Raw genomic sequence first — 15,742 nt, 5'->3', positions numbered from 1 at the left:
GTTTTTTTTTGCTGAAAAATTCAGCATTCTTTCTGAATTGATACAATATCTTTTCAGAAGTATTTTTATTGATCGTAATTTAATCTAAACATATTTTAGCGTAATGAACTAGTGATCTGTCAATTACCAATTACAAATGTACTCTAAAGAAAGGCGCTGGAAAATGTTTAATTGTTGGCATCCAATGTTCATTTCACAGAATTGAAAAAAATAAGTGTATTGATGCATATTTTTAATACAGAAAAATGTTTTTTAGACAGAGTTTTCATCGTTTTTTGGGCGCACATTTCCGGCTTTCCACTGCAATTCCTCACGCCTTTTCTTTCCCAACGCTTGCTACGGGATTTCCGTTGCAATCCGGGGCGCAACTCCGCTAGTCTACAAATCTTGATCTATAATCGGGGATTATCTTTGCTTTTATTCGCGGACTTTCAACTTCAAAATAAAAAAGGTAACCTGTCAACAAAAACATGATTCCGATTAATTAAAATTATCAGACTCAATTTAGTATGCCGTAAAAATTCCGTATTTTTGCACAATTCCGAAAGTTCAAATTTCGGTGTTTTTAAAAATGAAGGATTCCAAAGAATATATAGAGGTTTACGGCGCCCGTGAACACAATTTAAAAAATATTAACGTTAAAATTCCCCGCAACGAACTCGTTGTAATAACCGGACTTTCCGGCAGTGGAAAATCATCTCTGGCTTTCGATACGATTTTTGCAGAAGGTCAAAGAAGATATATCGAAACATTTTCTGCCTACGCAAGACAGTTTTTAGGTGGATTAGAACGACCAGATGTTGACAAGATCGACGGACTTTCTCCCGTGATCGCCATTGAACAAAAAACTACGAATAAAAATCCGCGTTCCACCGTTGGGACCGTAACCGAATTATACGATTATCTGCGTTTGCTTTTCGCCCGTGTTTCCGATGCTTATTCCCTGAACTCCGGGAAAAGACTGGTAAGTTATACGGAAGATCAGATTCTGGATGCAATCAACAAAAATTACAAAGGCGAAAAAGTAATGTTAATGGCGCCTGTCGTTCGTTCCCGAAAAGGACATTACCACGAACTCTTTGTTCAAATGGCAAAGAAAGGCTACGGACAAGCCCGGATCGATGGTGATTTGCTGGATATTGAATATGATCTAAAACTCGACCGATACAAAACCCACGACATTGATATTGTGATCGACCGCTGGATCATGGGTGAAAACGCTTCTGAAAACCGCATGGAGCAATCTCTAAAAACCGCTTTGCAAATGGGCGAAGGCGTGATCGGGATCCAAAGACTGGGCAGCACAGAAATCGATTATTTCTCTAAAAATCTAATGGACGATGACTCTGGTCATTCCTTAGCTTTGCCGGAACCCAACACTTTTTCTTTCAACTCTCCGAAAGGAAGTTGTCCGTATTGCAAAGGTTTAGGAACCGTGAAAAAAGTAAACACCGATTATTTTGTCGAAAATCCTAAACTGTCTATCAACCAAGGTGGTTTGCTGCCATTGGAAGATATGAAATCTAACAAATGGATTTTGGGTCAGATCAAAAATATTTTAGAAATATTTGGTCTTGGTCTGGGAACGCCGTTCAAAGATATACCGGAAGAAGCACTGGATTATATGTTTCACGGTTGTCATAAAGAATTTAATAAGGATTTAAAATACGCCGGAATTCAGAAAAAAATTAAAGTTAGTTTCGACGGTCTAGTTCCCATCATTAATGAAATGATCGAGGACAAAGAGAGTTACGATGCAATTCTGCTCGAACGTCATTTCACTACAGAGGAAACCTGTCCGGAATGTAAAGGAACAAGACTTCAACCTTCAAGTTTAAGTTTTAAGATCGATGGCAGCAATATCGCAGAGATTAATGCACTTTCTCTTTCTGATCTAAAAGTCTGGTTAAATGATGTTGAAGAAACCTTCAGTCCTAAAAATAAGATCATCGCTCATGAAATCCTGAAAGAAATTAAAACAAGATTGCAGTTTCTTTTAGACGTCGGTTTAGAATATTTAAGTTTGAGCAGAACCTCCAGAACCCTTTCAGGTGGAGAATCTCAGCGAATTCGATTGGCAACTCAAATCGGGTCGCAATTGGTGAATGTGCTTTATATTTTAGATGAACCATCTATCGGTCTGCATCAAAGAGATAATGAAAGATTGATCGCTTCTTTAAAAAACCTGCGCGACATCGGGAACTCGGTGATCGTTGTAGAGCACGATAAAGACATGATCATGGAAGCCGATGAGGTTTTAGATATTGGACCGAGAGCCGGAAAATTTGGTGGGGAAATTCTTTGGCAGGGAAAACCGAAAGATCTGTTAAAAGCCGACACCATCACCGCAGATTATATCACCGGAAAACGCAAAATCGAAATTCCTGAAACCAGAAGAGAAGGCAACGGGAAATCAATCATACTAAAAGGTGCCACAGGAAATAACCTTAAAAATGTCAACCTCGAAGTTCCCTTAGGCAAGTTGGTCGTTTTAACCGGAATATCAGGAAGTGGAAAATCATCTTTGATCAACGGAACTTTATATCCGATTCTGAACCGACACTTTTACCGAAGTGTTCAGGAACCTTTACCCTACAAAAAAATTGAGGGAATTGATAATATCGACAAAATTGTAGATGTTGATCAAACTCCGATCGGTAGAACACCGCGCTCAAATCCCGCAACATACACTGGAATGTTTACCGATATTAGAAATCTTTTCGCGGAACTTCCGGAATCTAAAATTCGGGGTTATAAAGCGGGACGATTCTCCTTCAATGTAAAAGGCGGAAGATGCGAAACTTGTCAGGGTGGAGGTTTAAAGGTGATTGAAATGAATTTCCTTCCCGATGTTTATGTGCATTGTGAAACCTGCAACGGAAAACGATTCAACCGGGAAACACTGGAAGTTCGCTACAAAGGGAAATCAATTTCTGATGTTTTAGAAATGACCATTGATGAAGCGACAGAATTTTTCCAGCCCATTCCGAAAATTTTTGCCAGAGTAAAAACCATGCAGGATGTAGGTTTAGGTTACATTACGATGGGTCAGCAATCCACAACTTTGAGTGGTGGCGAGGCACAACGCATTAAACTGGCTACAGAATTATCGAAAAGACAAACGGGAAATACTTTATACATTCTGGATGAACCAACAACAGGTTTGCATTTTGAAGACGTAAAAATCCTGATGGATGCCATAAATAAACTCGTGGATCTAGGAAACTCGTTCATCATCATCGAGCATAATTTAGATGTCATTAAGCTCGCAGACTACATTATTGATATTGGACCTGAAGGTGGAAAAAATGGTGGTGAGATCATCGCAAAAGGAACTCCGGAAGAAATTATAAAATCCAGAAAAAGTTTGACGGCGAAATATTTGAAGCGGGAACTTCAATAAATCAATTCTTTTTTTTATCATAACTGCTCTAATGTTACATTTTTTGAAAATTTAACATTGGAGTTTTTGTATTGTAAATCAGTTCGTTATACCATATAAAACGCCCAATGTGAACGCAATGTTAACAGCATGTGAATTTAATGTTAAAAAATTAATATACATTTGATATTATTAATTACAGCATATAACGCACTAAAGATCAATCAACATGAAAAAAATAGTATTAAAAACTGCAGCGACTTTATTTCTGGTCTTCGGAATGTCTTTTCTTAGTACCACGAAAGCACAGAACAACAAAATCGAAGAAGTAAAACTGAATGCTAACGATGGTTTCAGTGAGCTTAGAAATCTTGTGATCAATAACTTTGATTTTACGATGCCTAATTTGTCCGAAGGATTGGTGAGTTCACAGATCGCCTTCAACGTATCCGAAAACGGGAAGATCACGAATGTTCATGCAAACGGAGATTGCAAATATGTTTCTGCGGAACTCGAAAATGTGATGAATCAGCTTTTATACAAAGTTGATGTGAATAAGTTGAATAAAAATATGATCGCAGCCACCTATGTAATGCCTGTGCAGGTGAGAGTTGAGAACTAAAATATTCACTTCAAAAAGATTTAAACCGGACTTAATGTTCGGTTTTTTTATTTTACTTTGTATCATAATCCAGAAAATTTATGAATCCCTTTGTTGATGTTGCTTTGCGAAGTCTCGCTGTTTATCTTTTTATGTTTGCGGCGATCCGGATTTTTGGGAAGAACCAACTGTCACAGCTCAACGCGGGCGATATTGTGTTGCTTCTCTTAATTTCGAATGCTGTGCAAAATGCAATGGTCGGGTCTAATGTTAGTTTAGAAGGTGGTTTAGTCGCAGCTTTGGTCCTCTTTGGTGCTAATTTTATTGTAAAAAAAGTGATCTTTAAAAATGATAAAATAAGAAGTCTCCTGGAATCTGATCCGGAGATTTTGATCAAAGACGGCGTTGTGGATAATATCATGATGAAAAAACAACAGGTGAGTTTTGATGAACTGGAAGAAGTCGTAAGAGAGCATGGGATAGAAAATATTGGAGAAGTAAAACTGGCAGTTTTAGAAGTTGATGGGAACATAAGTGTAGTCTCACTTGATAAGGAAAATAATTCTACAAATTACACGCGGCACCGCAGAAGATTCCCGCGTAAAAGCCATAAATTCTAAAAGAATGAAGAATCATTATTATCTTTTATTTTTAGCGTTATTTTTAATTTTTCAATGTAAAGAAGAGATTAAAAGCGAAAAAGAAACTGTCGTAAAACCAGTGACTGAATCTTTCAAATTTAAGGAGCAGAAATTTTACGGCGTTTATCAGCTGAATGAAAATGATTTTGCAATTTGTATTCCTGTACAGATGGGAGGCGGCGATCAAAGTGAGGTCGATTCCTTATCCATCGTTTATGAAAATTTTATTTTAAAAGATTCGATTCCCTGGATCTACAGGCGGGATATGGGAAAATATTCCTACTACGATACTGTGCACGTGAATCAATTAATTTACAATGAAGATTTTGAGAGCCAGATTCGAAAGCGTTTTAAAAAATCGTTCACTATTTTCGGCATTGAAGGAAAAATGAATTGTGGTATCAAAAAGATCGTTTTTCAATCCAGTGAATGTGGAAATGATTATATTGCTTTGATTTTAAATTTGAATAAAGACCAACTGAAAAATCCGGTAATTGCTTCGGAGAAAGGTTTTAATATTCAATTTGGGAAAGATGCTGCTGCAGATAAAATGATCAAGGATATCGGCGGAAAAGAAGCGACAGAAAATCTGTACGGAGCGGAGAAGTATGAACCAAAAACATTTGCCAGGATTGACGATTATTATTTCAGTTATGACGATGATTTTAAATGGTTCAGCAAAAAATATGAGGGCGGAAAACAGTTTCCGGAAAGATTGATTGCTAAAATTGATAAAGATAAATTTGAAGTTGTCTGTGCAAACGAACTCGATCTTTTAGGTCTGCCTTGTTTGTAACAAAACGAAAAAATTTTGAAAAGAAAAACTTATGTAATTCTAGCCCCGATTGAAATGAAAATCCTTTTTTGAAAAAAAAGATTGCAATGGAAAGCGGGATGAGTTTAGGAAAGAAGCCCAATAGTATTGCTAAAATAATAAATAAAACACCACCAGGATCTATTATGAACTACGAAATAAGAGAAATGTTACCCGCAGACGGGGAGAAAGTTTTAGAAATTTTTCAAGAAGGAATTGAGGGTGGAAACGCCACTTTTGACCCAACAGCGCCGACTTGGGAAAGTTGGGATCAGAAACATTTTAATATTTGCCGTTTTGTTTTAGAGAACGAAAGCGAAGAAATCGTAGGTTGGGCCGCCTTGCAACCCATTAGCAGCCGGGATTGTTTTAAAGGTGTTGCAGAAGTGAGTATTTATTTATCAAAGGCAGCGCAGGGAAAAGGGCTGGGTTCTATGTTATTGAAAAAATTAATTCTCGATAGCGAAGAGCATGACTTCTGGACGTTGCAGGCCGGTATTTTTCCCGAGAATGAAGCCAGCATTATTGTGCACGAAAGATGGGGTTTCCGACTGGTGGGAAAACGGGAAAAAATTGGTCAGATGAACGGCGTTTGGCGGGACATTGTTTTGCTGGAAAGACGAAGTAAAATTGTTGGGATTTAATTAATAATATTGATTTAGAAGTAACTTTGAAAAAAAGCACAAAATAACGATACCCGTATGTCGAAATATCTATTTAGAATATTCTTGATCTCAGAATTTTAGTTAACATTAAACGCTTGCTTTTCTATCTCGACATCAGAAGAAGAAAATAAAAGTTACAATGTTCCCGCAATAACAGGGAATGGCGGTTCGATGGATAATTATTAAAATAAAGCAGCAGACGGTCCGTTTTATTGGTCAGGAGCTGTGTATAGAGATGGACCTGGAGTTTTTTACAAAACTGGAAAAGTGATAGGAACGGATTCCGTACTTGATCGGTGCGTTATTATATCGCAGAATGGGCACAAAATATTTTACCTGAACGAAGGATTTGTGGCACCAGTAAATTTTGATCAAAATATAAATAATCACGGCTTAGAACAAATAGAGACGATGGCAATGTTACAAATGGTGTATTTAGATAAGTAATGAAGAATCCTTTTTTTAGTAATGATTGTAATGATTTGAAAAAAAACTTTGAATTGGTTATTTAATCTTATTTACGACATTAAGCCTCAAATGACATTTTTTTGCCAATTAAATTGATTGAAAAAAAATATATTCTATTTTTCCCTTATTTTTGCGCCATGCCAAAAGAATTTCAATTTCAAGTATCGCCGGAAGCAGCTGCAAATGAAGAGCTGTTAGTAAAACAGGTTGCGAAATTCTGTAAGATCAATACGGCAGAAATTCAAAAAGTCGTGGTTTTAAAACGTTCCATTGATGCACGGCAAAAATCAATTAAAGTCAATCTGAAAGGGAAGGCTTTTTTAGTGGGCGAAAATTATACGCCTTCCACGATCGAATTACCCGAATATCCCAATGTTGAAAATAAACAGGAAGTCATCGTTATCGGAGCTGGTCCAGCCGGTTTATTTGCTGCATTGCAATTAATTGAGCTAGGTTTGAAACCTATCGTTTTGGAACGTGGAAAAGAAGTTCGCGGTCGCCGCCGGGATTTAAAAGCGATAAATGTTGATGGCATCGTTAACGAAGATTCCAATTACTGCTATGGTGAAGGTGGCGCCGGAACATATTCTGATGGGAAATTATATACGCGGTCGAAAAAGCGTGGCGATATCGATCGGATCTTAGAACTTCTGGTTGGATTTGGCGCAACTCCGGATATTATGGTAGAAGCGCATCCACACATTGGAACCAACAAATTACCTCAAATTATTCAGGATATTCGAGAGAAAATCATCGAATGTGGCGGACAGGTTTTATTTGAAACCCGCGTTACCGATCTTGTTATTAAAAGTAATCAGATCGAAGGGGTCGTTCTTCAAAATGGAAATACGATTTCAGCTCAGAAAGTAATTTTAGCAACGGGTCATTCCGCGCGGGATATTTTTGAATTACTTCATAAAAAAAATATTTTGATCGAAGCGAAACCTTTTGCTTTAGGCGTTCGCGCTGAACATCCACAATCATTAATCGATAAAATTCAGTATTCCTGCGATTATCGTGGGGAATTTTTACCGCCGGCTCCTTATGCGGTTGTGAAACAAGTCAACGGTCGCGGGATGTATTCCTTTTGTATGTGTCCTGGTGGAGTCATCGCGCCTTGTGCAACCAGTCCGGGCGAAGTTGTAACGAACGGTTGGTCGCCTTCTAAAAGAGATCAGTCTACCGCAAATTCTGGAATTGTGGTCGAATTGAAATTAGAAGATTTTAAACCTTATCAAAAATTTGGACCTTTGGCAGGAATGGAATTTCAGAAAGCGATTGAGCAGAAAGCCTGGCATTTAGCGGGCGAAACTCAAAAAGCTCCGGCGCAAAGAATGGTGGATTTCACACAAAACAAAGTTTCGCGGGATATTCCAAAAACATCTTATGTTCCTGGAACGACTTCGGTTGAGATGGGACAGGTTTTCCCCGGATTTTTGACACAGATCATGCGCGAAGGTTTTTTACAGTTCGAAAATTCGATGAAAGGTTACCTCACGAATGACGCGGTTTTACACGCGCCGGAAAGCCGTACTTCTTCTCCAGTTCGAATTCCAAGAGACGATTTTTCATTGGAACATCTTCAGATCAAAGGTTTATATCCGTGTGGTGAAGGAGCAGGTTACGCGGGTGGAATTATTTCTGCGGCTATCGACGGAGAAAAATGTGCGGTGAAAGTTGCCGAAAGTTTAAAATAAATTCTTAGTTATTTAGTAGAAATCCTGCTAACTTTCTTAAATTCGAAATATTTAGGAAAAGTAAAGTTTATATTTTTGAAGAAATCAAATTCAATAAAGTTTAAAGGAATATAGAAGATCAGAAGTTAAATTATCTTGCTGCATCAGAATAATAAAAAATTGTTAAAAATTTGAAATTTGCAGTTTGGCACTAAAATGGAAATGTAGCAAATAACTTTTAAATTTACTACAATGAAAAATTTACTTAAAATAGCAGCATTATCTTCTTTAGCATTTATTCTGGCTTCTTGCGGTTCGATGAACGATGCGTACGGAACAAATAATTCAAACAACTATCCGAATTATCCGAATAACAACGGCGGTGTTTACAGAACATCTGATGGAAATGTTTACAGACAAGGCGATGTTTACAGAGACCGAAGCGGAAACATTTATCAGAACGGAAGAATAATCAGATCAGGTGATGTTTACGGCAGACCTGGAGTTATTGTAAAAAACGGGAATACAAACAATGTTTATTATCCGAATAACAACCAAAGACGACTTCCACCCGGACAAGCTAAAAAAATATACGGCGGAAATGCGAGAGATTACGCGCCTGGACATGCTAAGAAAAGATCAAAAGCAAACGATAATGCGTACAACGGTGGCTTTAGAAATGATAACAATCGAAACGACGACCAGAGAAACTATAAAAAGAACGATGATCGAAAATTCGAGAACAGAAAAGGAAAAGGAAAGCAAGACGGTTTCAGAAAGCAAAAAGATAACGACTAATCAAACAAAAAAGCGGGAAATTAATTTCCCGCTTTTTTCGTACTATAAATTTAAAGTTATCGGTCAATTGAACCTAAAACCTTTTGTGCAAAACTATTCAAAGCATCTTTCTCTGCCATTCCTGTCGCAACGTTCGAATGAACTTCTAAGGCACCACAAATGTTTGTGATCAGTTCTCCGGCAACATTCAGATCTTCATCTGTAGTGCCGCGGAACTCTGTAAATGACTCTAAAACCTCCAAAGTTTTTTCTAAATTCTCAACAGTTTGTGTTTGATAAAACTGTCTGATTACTGGTAACTTCATTAGTTCAGTTCATTAAAAAGATTAATAAGACTTTCTGCCTGATTGGATTGAACCTGGTTTACCAATTCTCCATTTTTGAAAATCGCAAATGTTGGCAAATTATCAACTTTCGCTAACTTTCTACTTTCCGGCAATTTTTCAGCATCAACGTATAAGAATGGAATTGCATCATTTTCCGCAGCTAATTTCTTAAACTTCGGCTTCATAATTCTGCAGTTTCCACACCATGTTGCGCCGTATTGTACGACTACTTTATCATTGTCTGCAACAATTTGCTGCAACGTATCTTCCGCTAATTCAGTGTACATAATTTCTTAGTTATTTTGACTTGCTAAGTATTCTGCTGTCGATTTTCTATCTGCTTTCATTGCCTCTTTTCCTTCTTCCCAGTTTGCCGGGCAAACTTCGCCATGTTTTTGAACGTGCGTATAAGCATCGATCAATCTTAAAAATTCTTTTACGTTTCTTCCCAAAGGCATATCGTTAACTGATTCGTGGAAGATCTTCCCCGTTTCATCTATTAAATAAGTCGCTCTGTAAGTAACGTTTGATCCTGTGAAAGATTCGTTACCTTCTTCATCGTAATCGAAATCCTGATCTACAATTCCTAATAAATTGGCTAGCTGTCTGTGCGTATCTGCAAGGATCGGGTAAGTTACGCCTTCGATTCCGCCGTTATCTTTTGCTGTATGTAACCAGGCAAAATGTACTTCGTTCGTATCGCACGATGCTCCAATTACTTTCGTATTTCTTTTTTCAAATTCCCCTAAAGCATCCTGAAAAGCATGAAGTTCTGTCGGACAAACGAATGTGAAATCTTTTGGATACCAGAATAAGATCACTTTTTGTTCGTTTTGAGTTGTTTCTTCAAAGATGTTGATTTTTAAATCGTCGCCCATTTCGCTCATAGCGTCGATTGCAATATTTGGAAATTTTTTACCTACTAATGACATAATATGTTGTTTTTAAAATTTGATAGTGCAAAAGTACAATGTTTTCATCAATTAAAAAACCGTTTTCGATTTATAAAATCTATAACATGGAGCGATTTAATAGAAGTAATCTTACTTTTGCTTTAGTAAAATTAAAGAAAATACACCGCAATTCCACCAAAATGACATAAGTCACGATGGATCATTGCATCACAATTAAGCCTCATTTTACAAATTTTATCACTAAATTCACGTGCTTAAATTAGTTCGCTATGAAAAAGATCCTTGTTATACTTCTTGTTGCTTTTGTATTGATTCAGTTTTTCCCTATCGATAAAAATAATCCTGCACCAACACCACAAATGGATTTTTTAAAAATTAAAAATACGCCCGAAAGTACGGCTACTTTGATCAGAAATGGATGCTACGACTGCCACAGTAACGAAGCAAGATATCCATGGTATTCAAATGTTCAGCCTATTGCCTGGTTTTTAGAAAGTCATATTACGGATGCAAGAAAAGAACTTAATTTTTCAACTTTTGCTACTTACGAACCCAAAAGACAGGCTCATAAATTAGCGGAGGCGATCGGCGAGGTTGAAAGCGATGGAATGCCGTTAGATTCTTATGTGTTGATTCATAATGACTCGAGATTTTCTGAAGCTCAAAAACAGGAAGTGATTAAATATTTTAAACTGGTTGAAGGTGATATTCGTCGGGAACATAATTTGCCACCGGAAGTCAAAAAATAGAGTGTTATTAATATTTTTAATTCTAGTTCTCTGAATTTCATTTCACAATTATAAATTTCAGTGCAAAATAAAATGATCGATTCTACAAAATATTACGTTTTTTACGATGGCGATTGCGGTTTCTGTAATTTCTGGATTCAGTGGATTCTGAAAAATGATCGCAAAGACCAGTTTTTATTTTCTTCTTTACAGTCGGATTTTGGACAGGAATTTTTGAAGGAACGTGGTTTGGAGAATAAAGAATTAAGCACGATCTATCTTTGGAAACCTACATCTTTTTACCTCACAAAATCCCAGGCAGCTTTAGCGATCGCGCGAATTTTGGGCGGAAAGTATGCGATCGTGGGAAATCTAAATTTCTTCCCTAATTTCATTTCGGATTTTGTTTATGATCAAATTGCCAAAAACAGACTGAAACTGGCGTCTCAGAAATGTTTTCTACCGAATGAAAAGGAGAAAGCCAAGTTTCTTAGCTAATTTACTTCTTAATATTAAATTATTCTAAATAAGCGTTTAACAAAAACTGCTTAAAAGATGAATCTTGTCAAGGTTCGAAACCTTGACAAGGTTAATAGAGACCGCTTTTTTATAAAACTTTCTTTCTCAATTAAAACAAGCGATCATGAGAAGCGGAATCTGCGTGAGGTTGCAGGCGGAAATCCTCGTTTGCCGAGAGTTCGGCACACGAGATTGGGAGCCGGAGACCGACCCGGGAAATGGGAAAGAAAGGGAAGGGTCACGCCCAAAAAAATAGAAAAATCTTGAACTTTAAACCTGAAACAAATCCTTATATTTGCAATTATGGAATACAACACCGAAAGAACACATTTACATATGCCGGAATACGGCAGAATTATACAGCAGCTGGTTGAACGCTGCAAAGAGTTGGCTACAAAGGAAGAACGTAATGAAATGGCCGTAGCGATCGTTGATTTTATGGGTCAGAGAAATCCGCAGCTTCGGGACGAAGATAATTATAAGCATAAACTTTGGGATCATTTATATATTTTAGCGAGTTACGATTTAGACGTTGATTCGCCCTATCCTTTCCCGACGGAGGAAGAGTTGCAGGAAAAACCAAAAAGAATGGATTATCCTAAATTACAGGGTGATTTTAAATTTTATGGAAAAAGTATTCTACAACTCATCGATAAAGCAATTGAACTGGAAGCCGGCGACGAAAAAGATGCGCTGATACAGGTGATTGCGAACAACATGAAAAAATCCTACAACGTTTATAACAAAGAACATGTGCAGGATGAAGTTATTTTTCGTCATTTAAAAGATCTTTCGGAAAACCGTCTGGATCTTACCATTCTTGATTCGCTGGAAAAAAGCAAGATTTATTATGCGACCAACCGCAACAATAAAAATACGGGTAGAAATCAGCAGCACCAAAATAACCCAAACAACCAAAACAAGCGAAGAAATTTCCAAAATAACAAAAACCGAAATTAAGAATGAGCGGATCTTTTAAAATTAGAGGCGGAAAGCAACTGCACGGAGAAATTACTCCGCAAGGTGCGAAAAATGAAGCTCTACAAATTTTATGCGCGGTATTATTGACAGACGAGGAAGTTCGTGTTAAAAATATTCCAGATATTCATGATGTAAACCGACTGATCGAAATTTTAGGAGATTTCGGCGTGAAAATTAAGAAGAATGGTCACGGCGATTTTACTTTCAAGGCAGATGCGATTAATTTCGACTATATAAAATCCACCGAATTTAAAAAGGACGGCGCTAAGCTGCGCGGTTCTATTATGCTTCTGGGACCAATGTTAGCGAGATTCGGAGAAGCTTATATGCCAACTCCGGGCGGTGATAAAATTGGGCGACGACGTTTGGATACCCATTTTCAGGGATTAGTAGAATTAGGCGCAGAATTTCATTACGATGAAAAAGAATTCTTTTATACACTGAAGGCAAAGGAACTGAACGGCAAATTTATTTTGTTGGAAGAAGCATCCGTCACCGGAACTGCAAACATTGTGATGGCTGCAGTTTTAGCCAAAGGAAAAACCAGTATTTACAATGCGGCGTGCGAACCTTATCTGCAACAGTTGTGTAAAATGCTGAACAGAATGGGCGCCAATATTTCCGGCATCGGTTCTAATTTATTAACGATCGAGGGCGTTGTTCATCTCGGTGGAACGGAGCATACGATGCTTCCGGATATGGTAGAGATCGGCTCCTGGATTGGTCTTGCTGCAATGACGAAATCGGAGATCACCATTAAAAATGTAAAGTGGGACGAACTCGGCGTCATTCCAAATACTTTTAAAAAACTCGGAATTCAACTGGAAAGAAGAGGTGACGATATTTATATTCCGGCTCAGGAAAATTATAAAATTCAGAAATTTATCGACGGTTCTATTTTAACGGTTTCCGATGCGCCCTGGCCGGGATTTACGCCTGATCTGCTTTCCATTATTCTGGTGGTGGCGACGCAGGCCAAAGGTACGGTCCTGGTTCACCAGAAAATGTTTGAATCCCGATTATTCTTCGTAGATAAACTCATCGATATGGGCGCGCAAATTATTTTATGTGATCCACACAGGGCGACGATCGTTGGTTTAAATCACGAATATCCGTTGCGCGGAACGACCATGATTTCTCCTGATATTCGTGCAGGAAACGCCATGTTGATCGCGGCACTTTCGGCGGAAGGAACTTCTACAATTCACAACATAGAACAAATTGATCGTGGTTACGAAAATATTGATGGCAGATTAAAAGCGATCGGAGCGGATATCGAGCGGATTCAAAGTTAGGATATTGTAAACCTATAAAGAGCCATTTCATTATTTGAAATGGCTTTATTTTTTAGGAGCCAGAAGATTGTCGCTTCTTTTGAAAACCGGTCCCGCTTTCCACTATATCTTTTGCTACACTTCGTTTCGCAAAAGGATGCCGTTGCAATCGGGACTAAAAGTTTAGGGGGTTTTTATTTTGGAGGGGTTTTCAAAAACAAGTTGCGTATTTTGAATAATTAAAAAGAGGATTTTAAAAATCGCAAGTTGAGTTTTTATTAAAGTTGTGTATATTTGAGAGTTACCTACAATTATATGGACACAGTAAATTTTTATAAGGAAATTCACTTTAAGGAAATTGAGCGCAAGCATACATTGAATAATTCTTTCCAATTCCCTATTCTGATTTTGACAACTTTAATAAGTGTAAATATTTTTTGTGCAAAACAAATTTATGATGAATATTTACTAAAAATTCTTATAATATTATTTGCCTTAAGTTTAATTTTTTTATTTGTTTGTCTTTACTACTTACTAAAATCTTATAATAATTTATTCAAAAACCATAAATACAAAGAACTTCCTGTCACCACTGAAATCTATCTTTATGAAAAGGATTTATCTTCTGAAAATAGAATTGACGAATTTGAGCCTTATATGAAAAAATTACTGTGTGAGATAGCAGAATACAATTTTATCATTAACAAAGAAAGAACTGAACAATTAGCTGATGCGAAAAATTTTTTATTTGTTTGTATTATCTTAACGATGCTTACTTCAATATTATACCTATTTTCAATAATATGACTAAAAAAATGACACCTAGAACCGAAACAAAACCTGTTCCTGTTCCCAAGGAGATTAAACAACCGCAAGCTGTGGTTGTGAAAAATCATAAAAAAAGTAATGATTTAAAAATACAAAATATTTCAAAGAAAAAATAACTGTAGGTAACAAGGTATTTCTATTAGCGGGGCGAAAGTTCTTATCATCAAGATTTTCGCTAATTGACGAATTTGTTATATTTACAAAGACTTGTTATAAAAGTCCCCGCCAACAGAAATACCCAACCGTTACCAAAAATAAAAATAAAATTCGATATTATATGAAGATTACTACTACTATTTGCACTTTATTATTTTCTACAAGCTTCCTATTTTCTCAAAATATGGAAACTAACAGATCAATTCAAATTATTGAAAAATCCATTAAAGCTCAAGGTGGAAAAGATTTTTTAAAGAATATTAAAACATTGTATACCAACTCTGAAACAATTATGGATGGTAGAAATGTTAATTGGGTAACTAAAGAAATGGCGCCAAACAAAGGCAGCTTCGAAATTATTTATCAAGGAAGAGTTGTTTATAAATCTTTTTATGATGGAAAAATTGGATACGATGTTAATAATGGACAAAAAAGTATAGCTGACCAAGAGGAATTTAAAGATAAAAATTATCGTAAAAACATTATAAATTCATTGGATTACATCGATTCTTCTCTTTACACATTGGAGTTTATTGGAGAGGAAAGAACAAATGACAAAGATTGTGACAAAATAAAGGCTACTTTAATCAATGGAAAGGTCAAGTTTCTTTACTTTGAGAAATCTTCCAATTTACTGGTCAAATCTGAAGTTGTCAAAAATCCAGAAAAAAACTCTTATTCAACTGTTTTATACGAAGATTACAAAAAATTTGGAGATTTAACATACGAGACAAAACAAATTTTCATTTCGGAAGATGGAAATCAAGAATCAAAAATCGTTGAATTATATTATAATAAGAAAATATCAGAAAAGGATTTCAAATAATTACGTCGTCTAAAAAAGTACATCTATTAGCGGGTCGAAAATTCCTCTCATAAAGATTTCCATTAATTGTTCAATTTATTATGTATACAAAGACTTGTTATAAAAAGTCACACAAAAAAAATCCCCAATCGTTAAAAATTTTTAT

Annotated in this window: 18 protein-coding genes; 15 read left to right on the top strand and 3 right to left on the bottom strand. The window is 36.5% G+C overall.

The features are described 5' to 3' along the window. Positions 1-571: 571 nt before the first annotated feature. From uvrA to ACZ9HT_RS06875, 7 genes are all read left to right on the top strand, one after another. Positions 572-3,403: an excinuclease ABC subunit UvrA gene (uvrA, locus tag ACZ9HT_RS06905; RefSeq protein ID WP_476039729.1), complete on the top strand. Its 2,832-nt coding sequence runs from the start codon at positions 572-574 to the stop codon at positions 3,401-3,403. Between the two features lie 208 nt (positions 3,404-3,611). Next, on the top strand, positions 3,612-4,004 hold the full coding sequence (locus ACZ9HT_RS06900; protein WP_476039728.1) for a hypothetical protein: 393 nt from the start codon (positions 3,612-3,614) through the stop codon (positions 4,002-4,004). An 80-nt stretch (positions 4,005-4,084) separates the two neighbouring features. Beyond that, a complete protein-coding gene (locus ACZ9HT_RS06895) occupies positions 4,085-4,603 on the top strand; it encodes a DUF421 domain-containing protein (RefSeq protein ID WP_476039727.1) in 519 nt (172 codons plus the stop codon). Between the two features lie 4 nt (positions 4,604-4,607). Continuing rightward, a complete protein-coding gene (locus tag ACZ9HT_RS06890) occupies positions 4,608-5,420 on the top strand; it encodes a hypothetical protein (protein ID WP_476039726.1) in 813 nt (270 codons plus the stop codon). A gap of 164 nt (positions 5,421-5,584) precedes the next feature. Next, complete coding sequence (locus ACZ9HT_RS06885; RefSeq protein WP_476039872.1) at positions 5,585-6,082, top strand: N-acetyltransferase family protein; 498 nt, start codon at positions 5,585-5,587, stop codon at positions 6,080-6,082. A gap of 626 nt (positions 6,083-6,708) precedes the next feature. Further along, the gene (locus ACZ9HT_RS06880; protein ID WP_476039725.1) at positions 6,709-8,268 is read left to right on the top strand and encodes an NAD(P)/FAD-dependent oxidoreductase; all 1,560 of its coding nucleotides are present in this window, start codon (positions 6,709-6,711) and stop codon (positions 8,266-8,268) included. 231 nt (positions 8,269-8,499) lie between these two features. Then, entirely contained in the window at positions 8,500-9,045 is a 546-nt protein-coding gene (locus ACZ9HT_RS06875) for a hypothetical protein (protein WP_476039724.1), read from the top strand. Between the two features lie 56 nt (positions 9,046-9,101). Here ACZ9HT_RS06875 and ACZ9HT_RS06870 read toward each other — a convergent pair whose 3' ends face one another. The 3 genes from ACZ9HT_RS06870 to ACZ9HT_RS06860 are packed head-to-tail and all read right to left on the bottom strand — an operon-like array spanning position 9,102 to position 10,303. Next, entirely contained in the window at positions 9,102-9,350 is a 249-nt protein-coding gene (locus ACZ9HT_RS06870) for a DUF6952 family protein (RefSeq protein ID WP_476039723.1), read from the bottom strand. Beyond that, positions 9,350-9,658, bottom strand: a complete 309-nt coding sequence (locus ACZ9HT_RS06865; protein ID WP_476039722.1) for a thioredoxin family protein — start codon at positions 9,656-9,658, stop codon at positions 9,350-9,352. Before ACZ9HT_RS06865 ends, ACZ9HT_RS06870 begins: the two co-directional genes overlap by 1 nt. A 6-nt stretch (positions 9,659-9,664) precedes the next feature. Next, on the bottom strand, positions 9,665-10,303 hold the full coding sequence (locus ACZ9HT_RS06860) for a peroxiredoxin (protein WP_476039721.1): 639 nt from the start codon (positions 10,301-10,303) through the stop codon (positions 9,665-9,667). 251 nt (positions 10,304-10,554) lie between these two features. Between ACZ9HT_RS06860 and ACZ9HT_RS06855 the strand changes: the two genes are divergently transcribed. The 8 genes from ACZ9HT_RS06855 (at position 10,555) to ACZ9HT_RS06820 (ending at position 15,597) form a co-directional block, all read left to right on the top strand. Further along, positions 10,555-11,034: a heme-binding domain-containing protein gene (locus tag ACZ9HT_RS06855; RefSeq protein ID WP_476039720.1), complete on the top strand. Its 480-nt coding sequence runs from the start codon at positions 10,555-10,557 to the stop codon at positions 11,032-11,034. 72 nt (positions 11,035-11,106) lie between these two features. Continuing rightward, the gene (locus ACZ9HT_RS06850; RefSeq protein ID WP_476039719.1) at positions 11,107-11,511 is read left to right on the top strand and encodes a thiol-disulfide oxidoreductase DCC family protein; all 405 of its coding nucleotides are present in this window, start codon (positions 11,107-11,109) and stop codon (positions 11,509-11,511) included. A gap of 57 nt (positions 11,512-11,568) precedes the next feature. Then, on the top strand, positions 11,569-11,799 hold the full coding sequence (locus ACZ9HT_RS06845; protein WP_476039718.1) for a hypothetical protein: 231 nt from the start codon (positions 11,569-11,571) through the stop codon (positions 11,797-11,799). 36 nt (positions 11,800-11,835) lie between these two features. Then, positions 11,836-12,492, top strand: coding sequence for a DUF4290 domain-containing protein (locus tag ACZ9HT_RS06840; RefSeq protein WP_476039717.1), 657 nt, complete (start codon positions 11,836-11,838; stop codon positions 12,490-12,492). A gap of 2 nt (positions 12,493-12,494) precedes the next feature. Then, the gene (gene murA / locus ACZ9HT_RS06835) at positions 12,495-13,808 is read left to right on the top strand and encodes a UDP-N-acetylglucosamine 1-carboxyvinyltransferase (protein WP_476039716.1); all 1,314 of its coding nucleotides are present in this window, start codon (positions 12,495-12,497) and stop codon (positions 13,806-13,808) included. Between the two features lie 294 nt (positions 13,809-14,102). Then, a complete protein-coding gene (locus ACZ9HT_RS06830) occupies positions 14,103-14,594 on the top strand; it encodes a hypothetical protein (protein ID WP_476039715.1) in 492 nt (163 codons plus the stop codon). Next, positions 14,591-14,731 carry a hypothetical protein gene (locus ACZ9HT_RS06825; protein ID WP_476039714.1) on the top strand — a complete coding sequence of 47 codons (141 nt, stop codon included), beginning with the start codon at positions 14,591-14,593 and terminating at the stop codon, positions 14,729-14,731. Before ACZ9HT_RS06830 ends, ACZ9HT_RS06825 begins: the two co-directional genes overlap by 4 nt. Before the next feature lie 161 nt (positions 14,732-14,892). Beyond that, positions 14,893-15,597 carry a hypothetical protein gene (locus ACZ9HT_RS06820; RefSeq protein ID WP_476039713.1) on the top strand — a complete coding sequence of 235 codons (705 nt, stop codon included), beginning with the start codon at positions 14,893-14,895 and terminating at the stop codon, positions 15,595-15,597. Positions 15,598-15,742: the final 145 nt, after the last annotated feature.

It is taken from the genome of Chryseobacterium sp. UYP7 (assembly GCF_056279225.1).
Note: the sequence above shows the minus strand (reverse complement) of the source record. Positions and strands in the feature narration are given on the sequence as shown.

Coding starts and splice junctions, on each gene's coding strand:
- uvrA (WP_476039729.1), top strand. CDS start 572: ATGAAGGATTCCAAAGAATATATAGAGGTTTACGGCGCCCGTGAACAC.
- ACZ9HT_RS06900 (WP_476039728.1), top strand. CDS start 3,612: ATGAAAAAAATAGTATTAAAAACTGCAGCGACTTTATTTCTGGTCTTC.
- ACZ9HT_RS06895 (WP_476039727.1), top strand. CDS start 4,085: ATGAATCCCTTTGTTGATGTTGCTTTGCGAAGTCTCGCTGTTTATCTT.
- ACZ9HT_RS06890 (WP_476039726.1), top strand. CDS start 4,608: ATGAAGAATCATTATTATCTTTTATTTTTAGCGTTATTTTTAATTTTT.
- ACZ9HT_RS06885 (WP_476039872.1), top strand. CDS start 5,585: ATGAACTACGAAATAAGAGAAATGTTACCCGCAGACGGGGAGAAAGTT.
- ACZ9HT_RS06880 (WP_476039725.1), top strand. CDS start 6,709: ATGCCAAAAGAATTTCAATTTCAAGTATCGCCGGAAGCAGCTGCAAAT.
- ACZ9HT_RS06875 (WP_476039724.1), top strand. CDS start 8,500: ATGAAAAATTTACTTAAAATAGCAGCATTATCTTCTTTAGCATTTATT.
- ACZ9HT_RS06870 (WP_476039723.1), bottom strand. CDS start 9,350: ATGAAGTTACCAGTAATCAGACAGTTTTATCAAACACAAACTGTTGAG.
- ACZ9HT_RS06865 (WP_476039722.1), bottom strand. CDS start 9,658: ATGTACACTGAATTAGCGGAAGATACGTTGCAGCAAATTGTTGCAGAC.
- ACZ9HT_RS06860 (WP_476039721.1), bottom strand. CDS start 10,303: ATGTCATTAGTAGGTAAAAAATTTCCAAATATTGCAATCGACGCTATG.
- ACZ9HT_RS06855 (WP_476039720.1), top strand. CDS start 10,555: ATGAAAAAGATCCTTGTTATACTTCTTGTTGCTTTTGTATTGATTCAG.
- ACZ9HT_RS06850 (WP_476039719.1), top strand. CDS start 11,107: ATGATCGATTCTACAAAATATTACGTTTTTTACGATGGCGATTGCGGT.
- ACZ9HT_RS06845 (WP_476039718.1), top strand. CDS start 11,569: ATGAATCTTGTCAAGGTTCGAAACCTTGACAAGGTTAATAGAGACCGC.
- ACZ9HT_RS06840 (WP_476039717.1), top strand. CDS start 11,836: ATGGAATACAACACCGAAAGAACACATTTACATATGCCGGAATACGGC.
- murA (WP_476039716.1), top strand. CDS start 12,495: ATGAGCGGATCTTTTAAAATTAGAGGCGGAAAGCAACTGCACGGAGAA.
- ACZ9HT_RS06830 (WP_476039715.1), top strand. CDS start 14,103: ATGGACACAGTAAATTTTTATAAGGAAATTCACTTTAAGGAAATTGAG.
- ACZ9HT_RS06825 (WP_476039714.1), top strand. CDS start 14,591: ATGACTAAAAAAATGACACCTAGAACCGAAACAAAACCTGTTCCTGTT.
- ACZ9HT_RS06820 (WP_476039713.1), top strand. CDS start 14,893: ATGAAGATTACTACTACTATTTGCACTTTATTATTTTCTACAAGCTTC.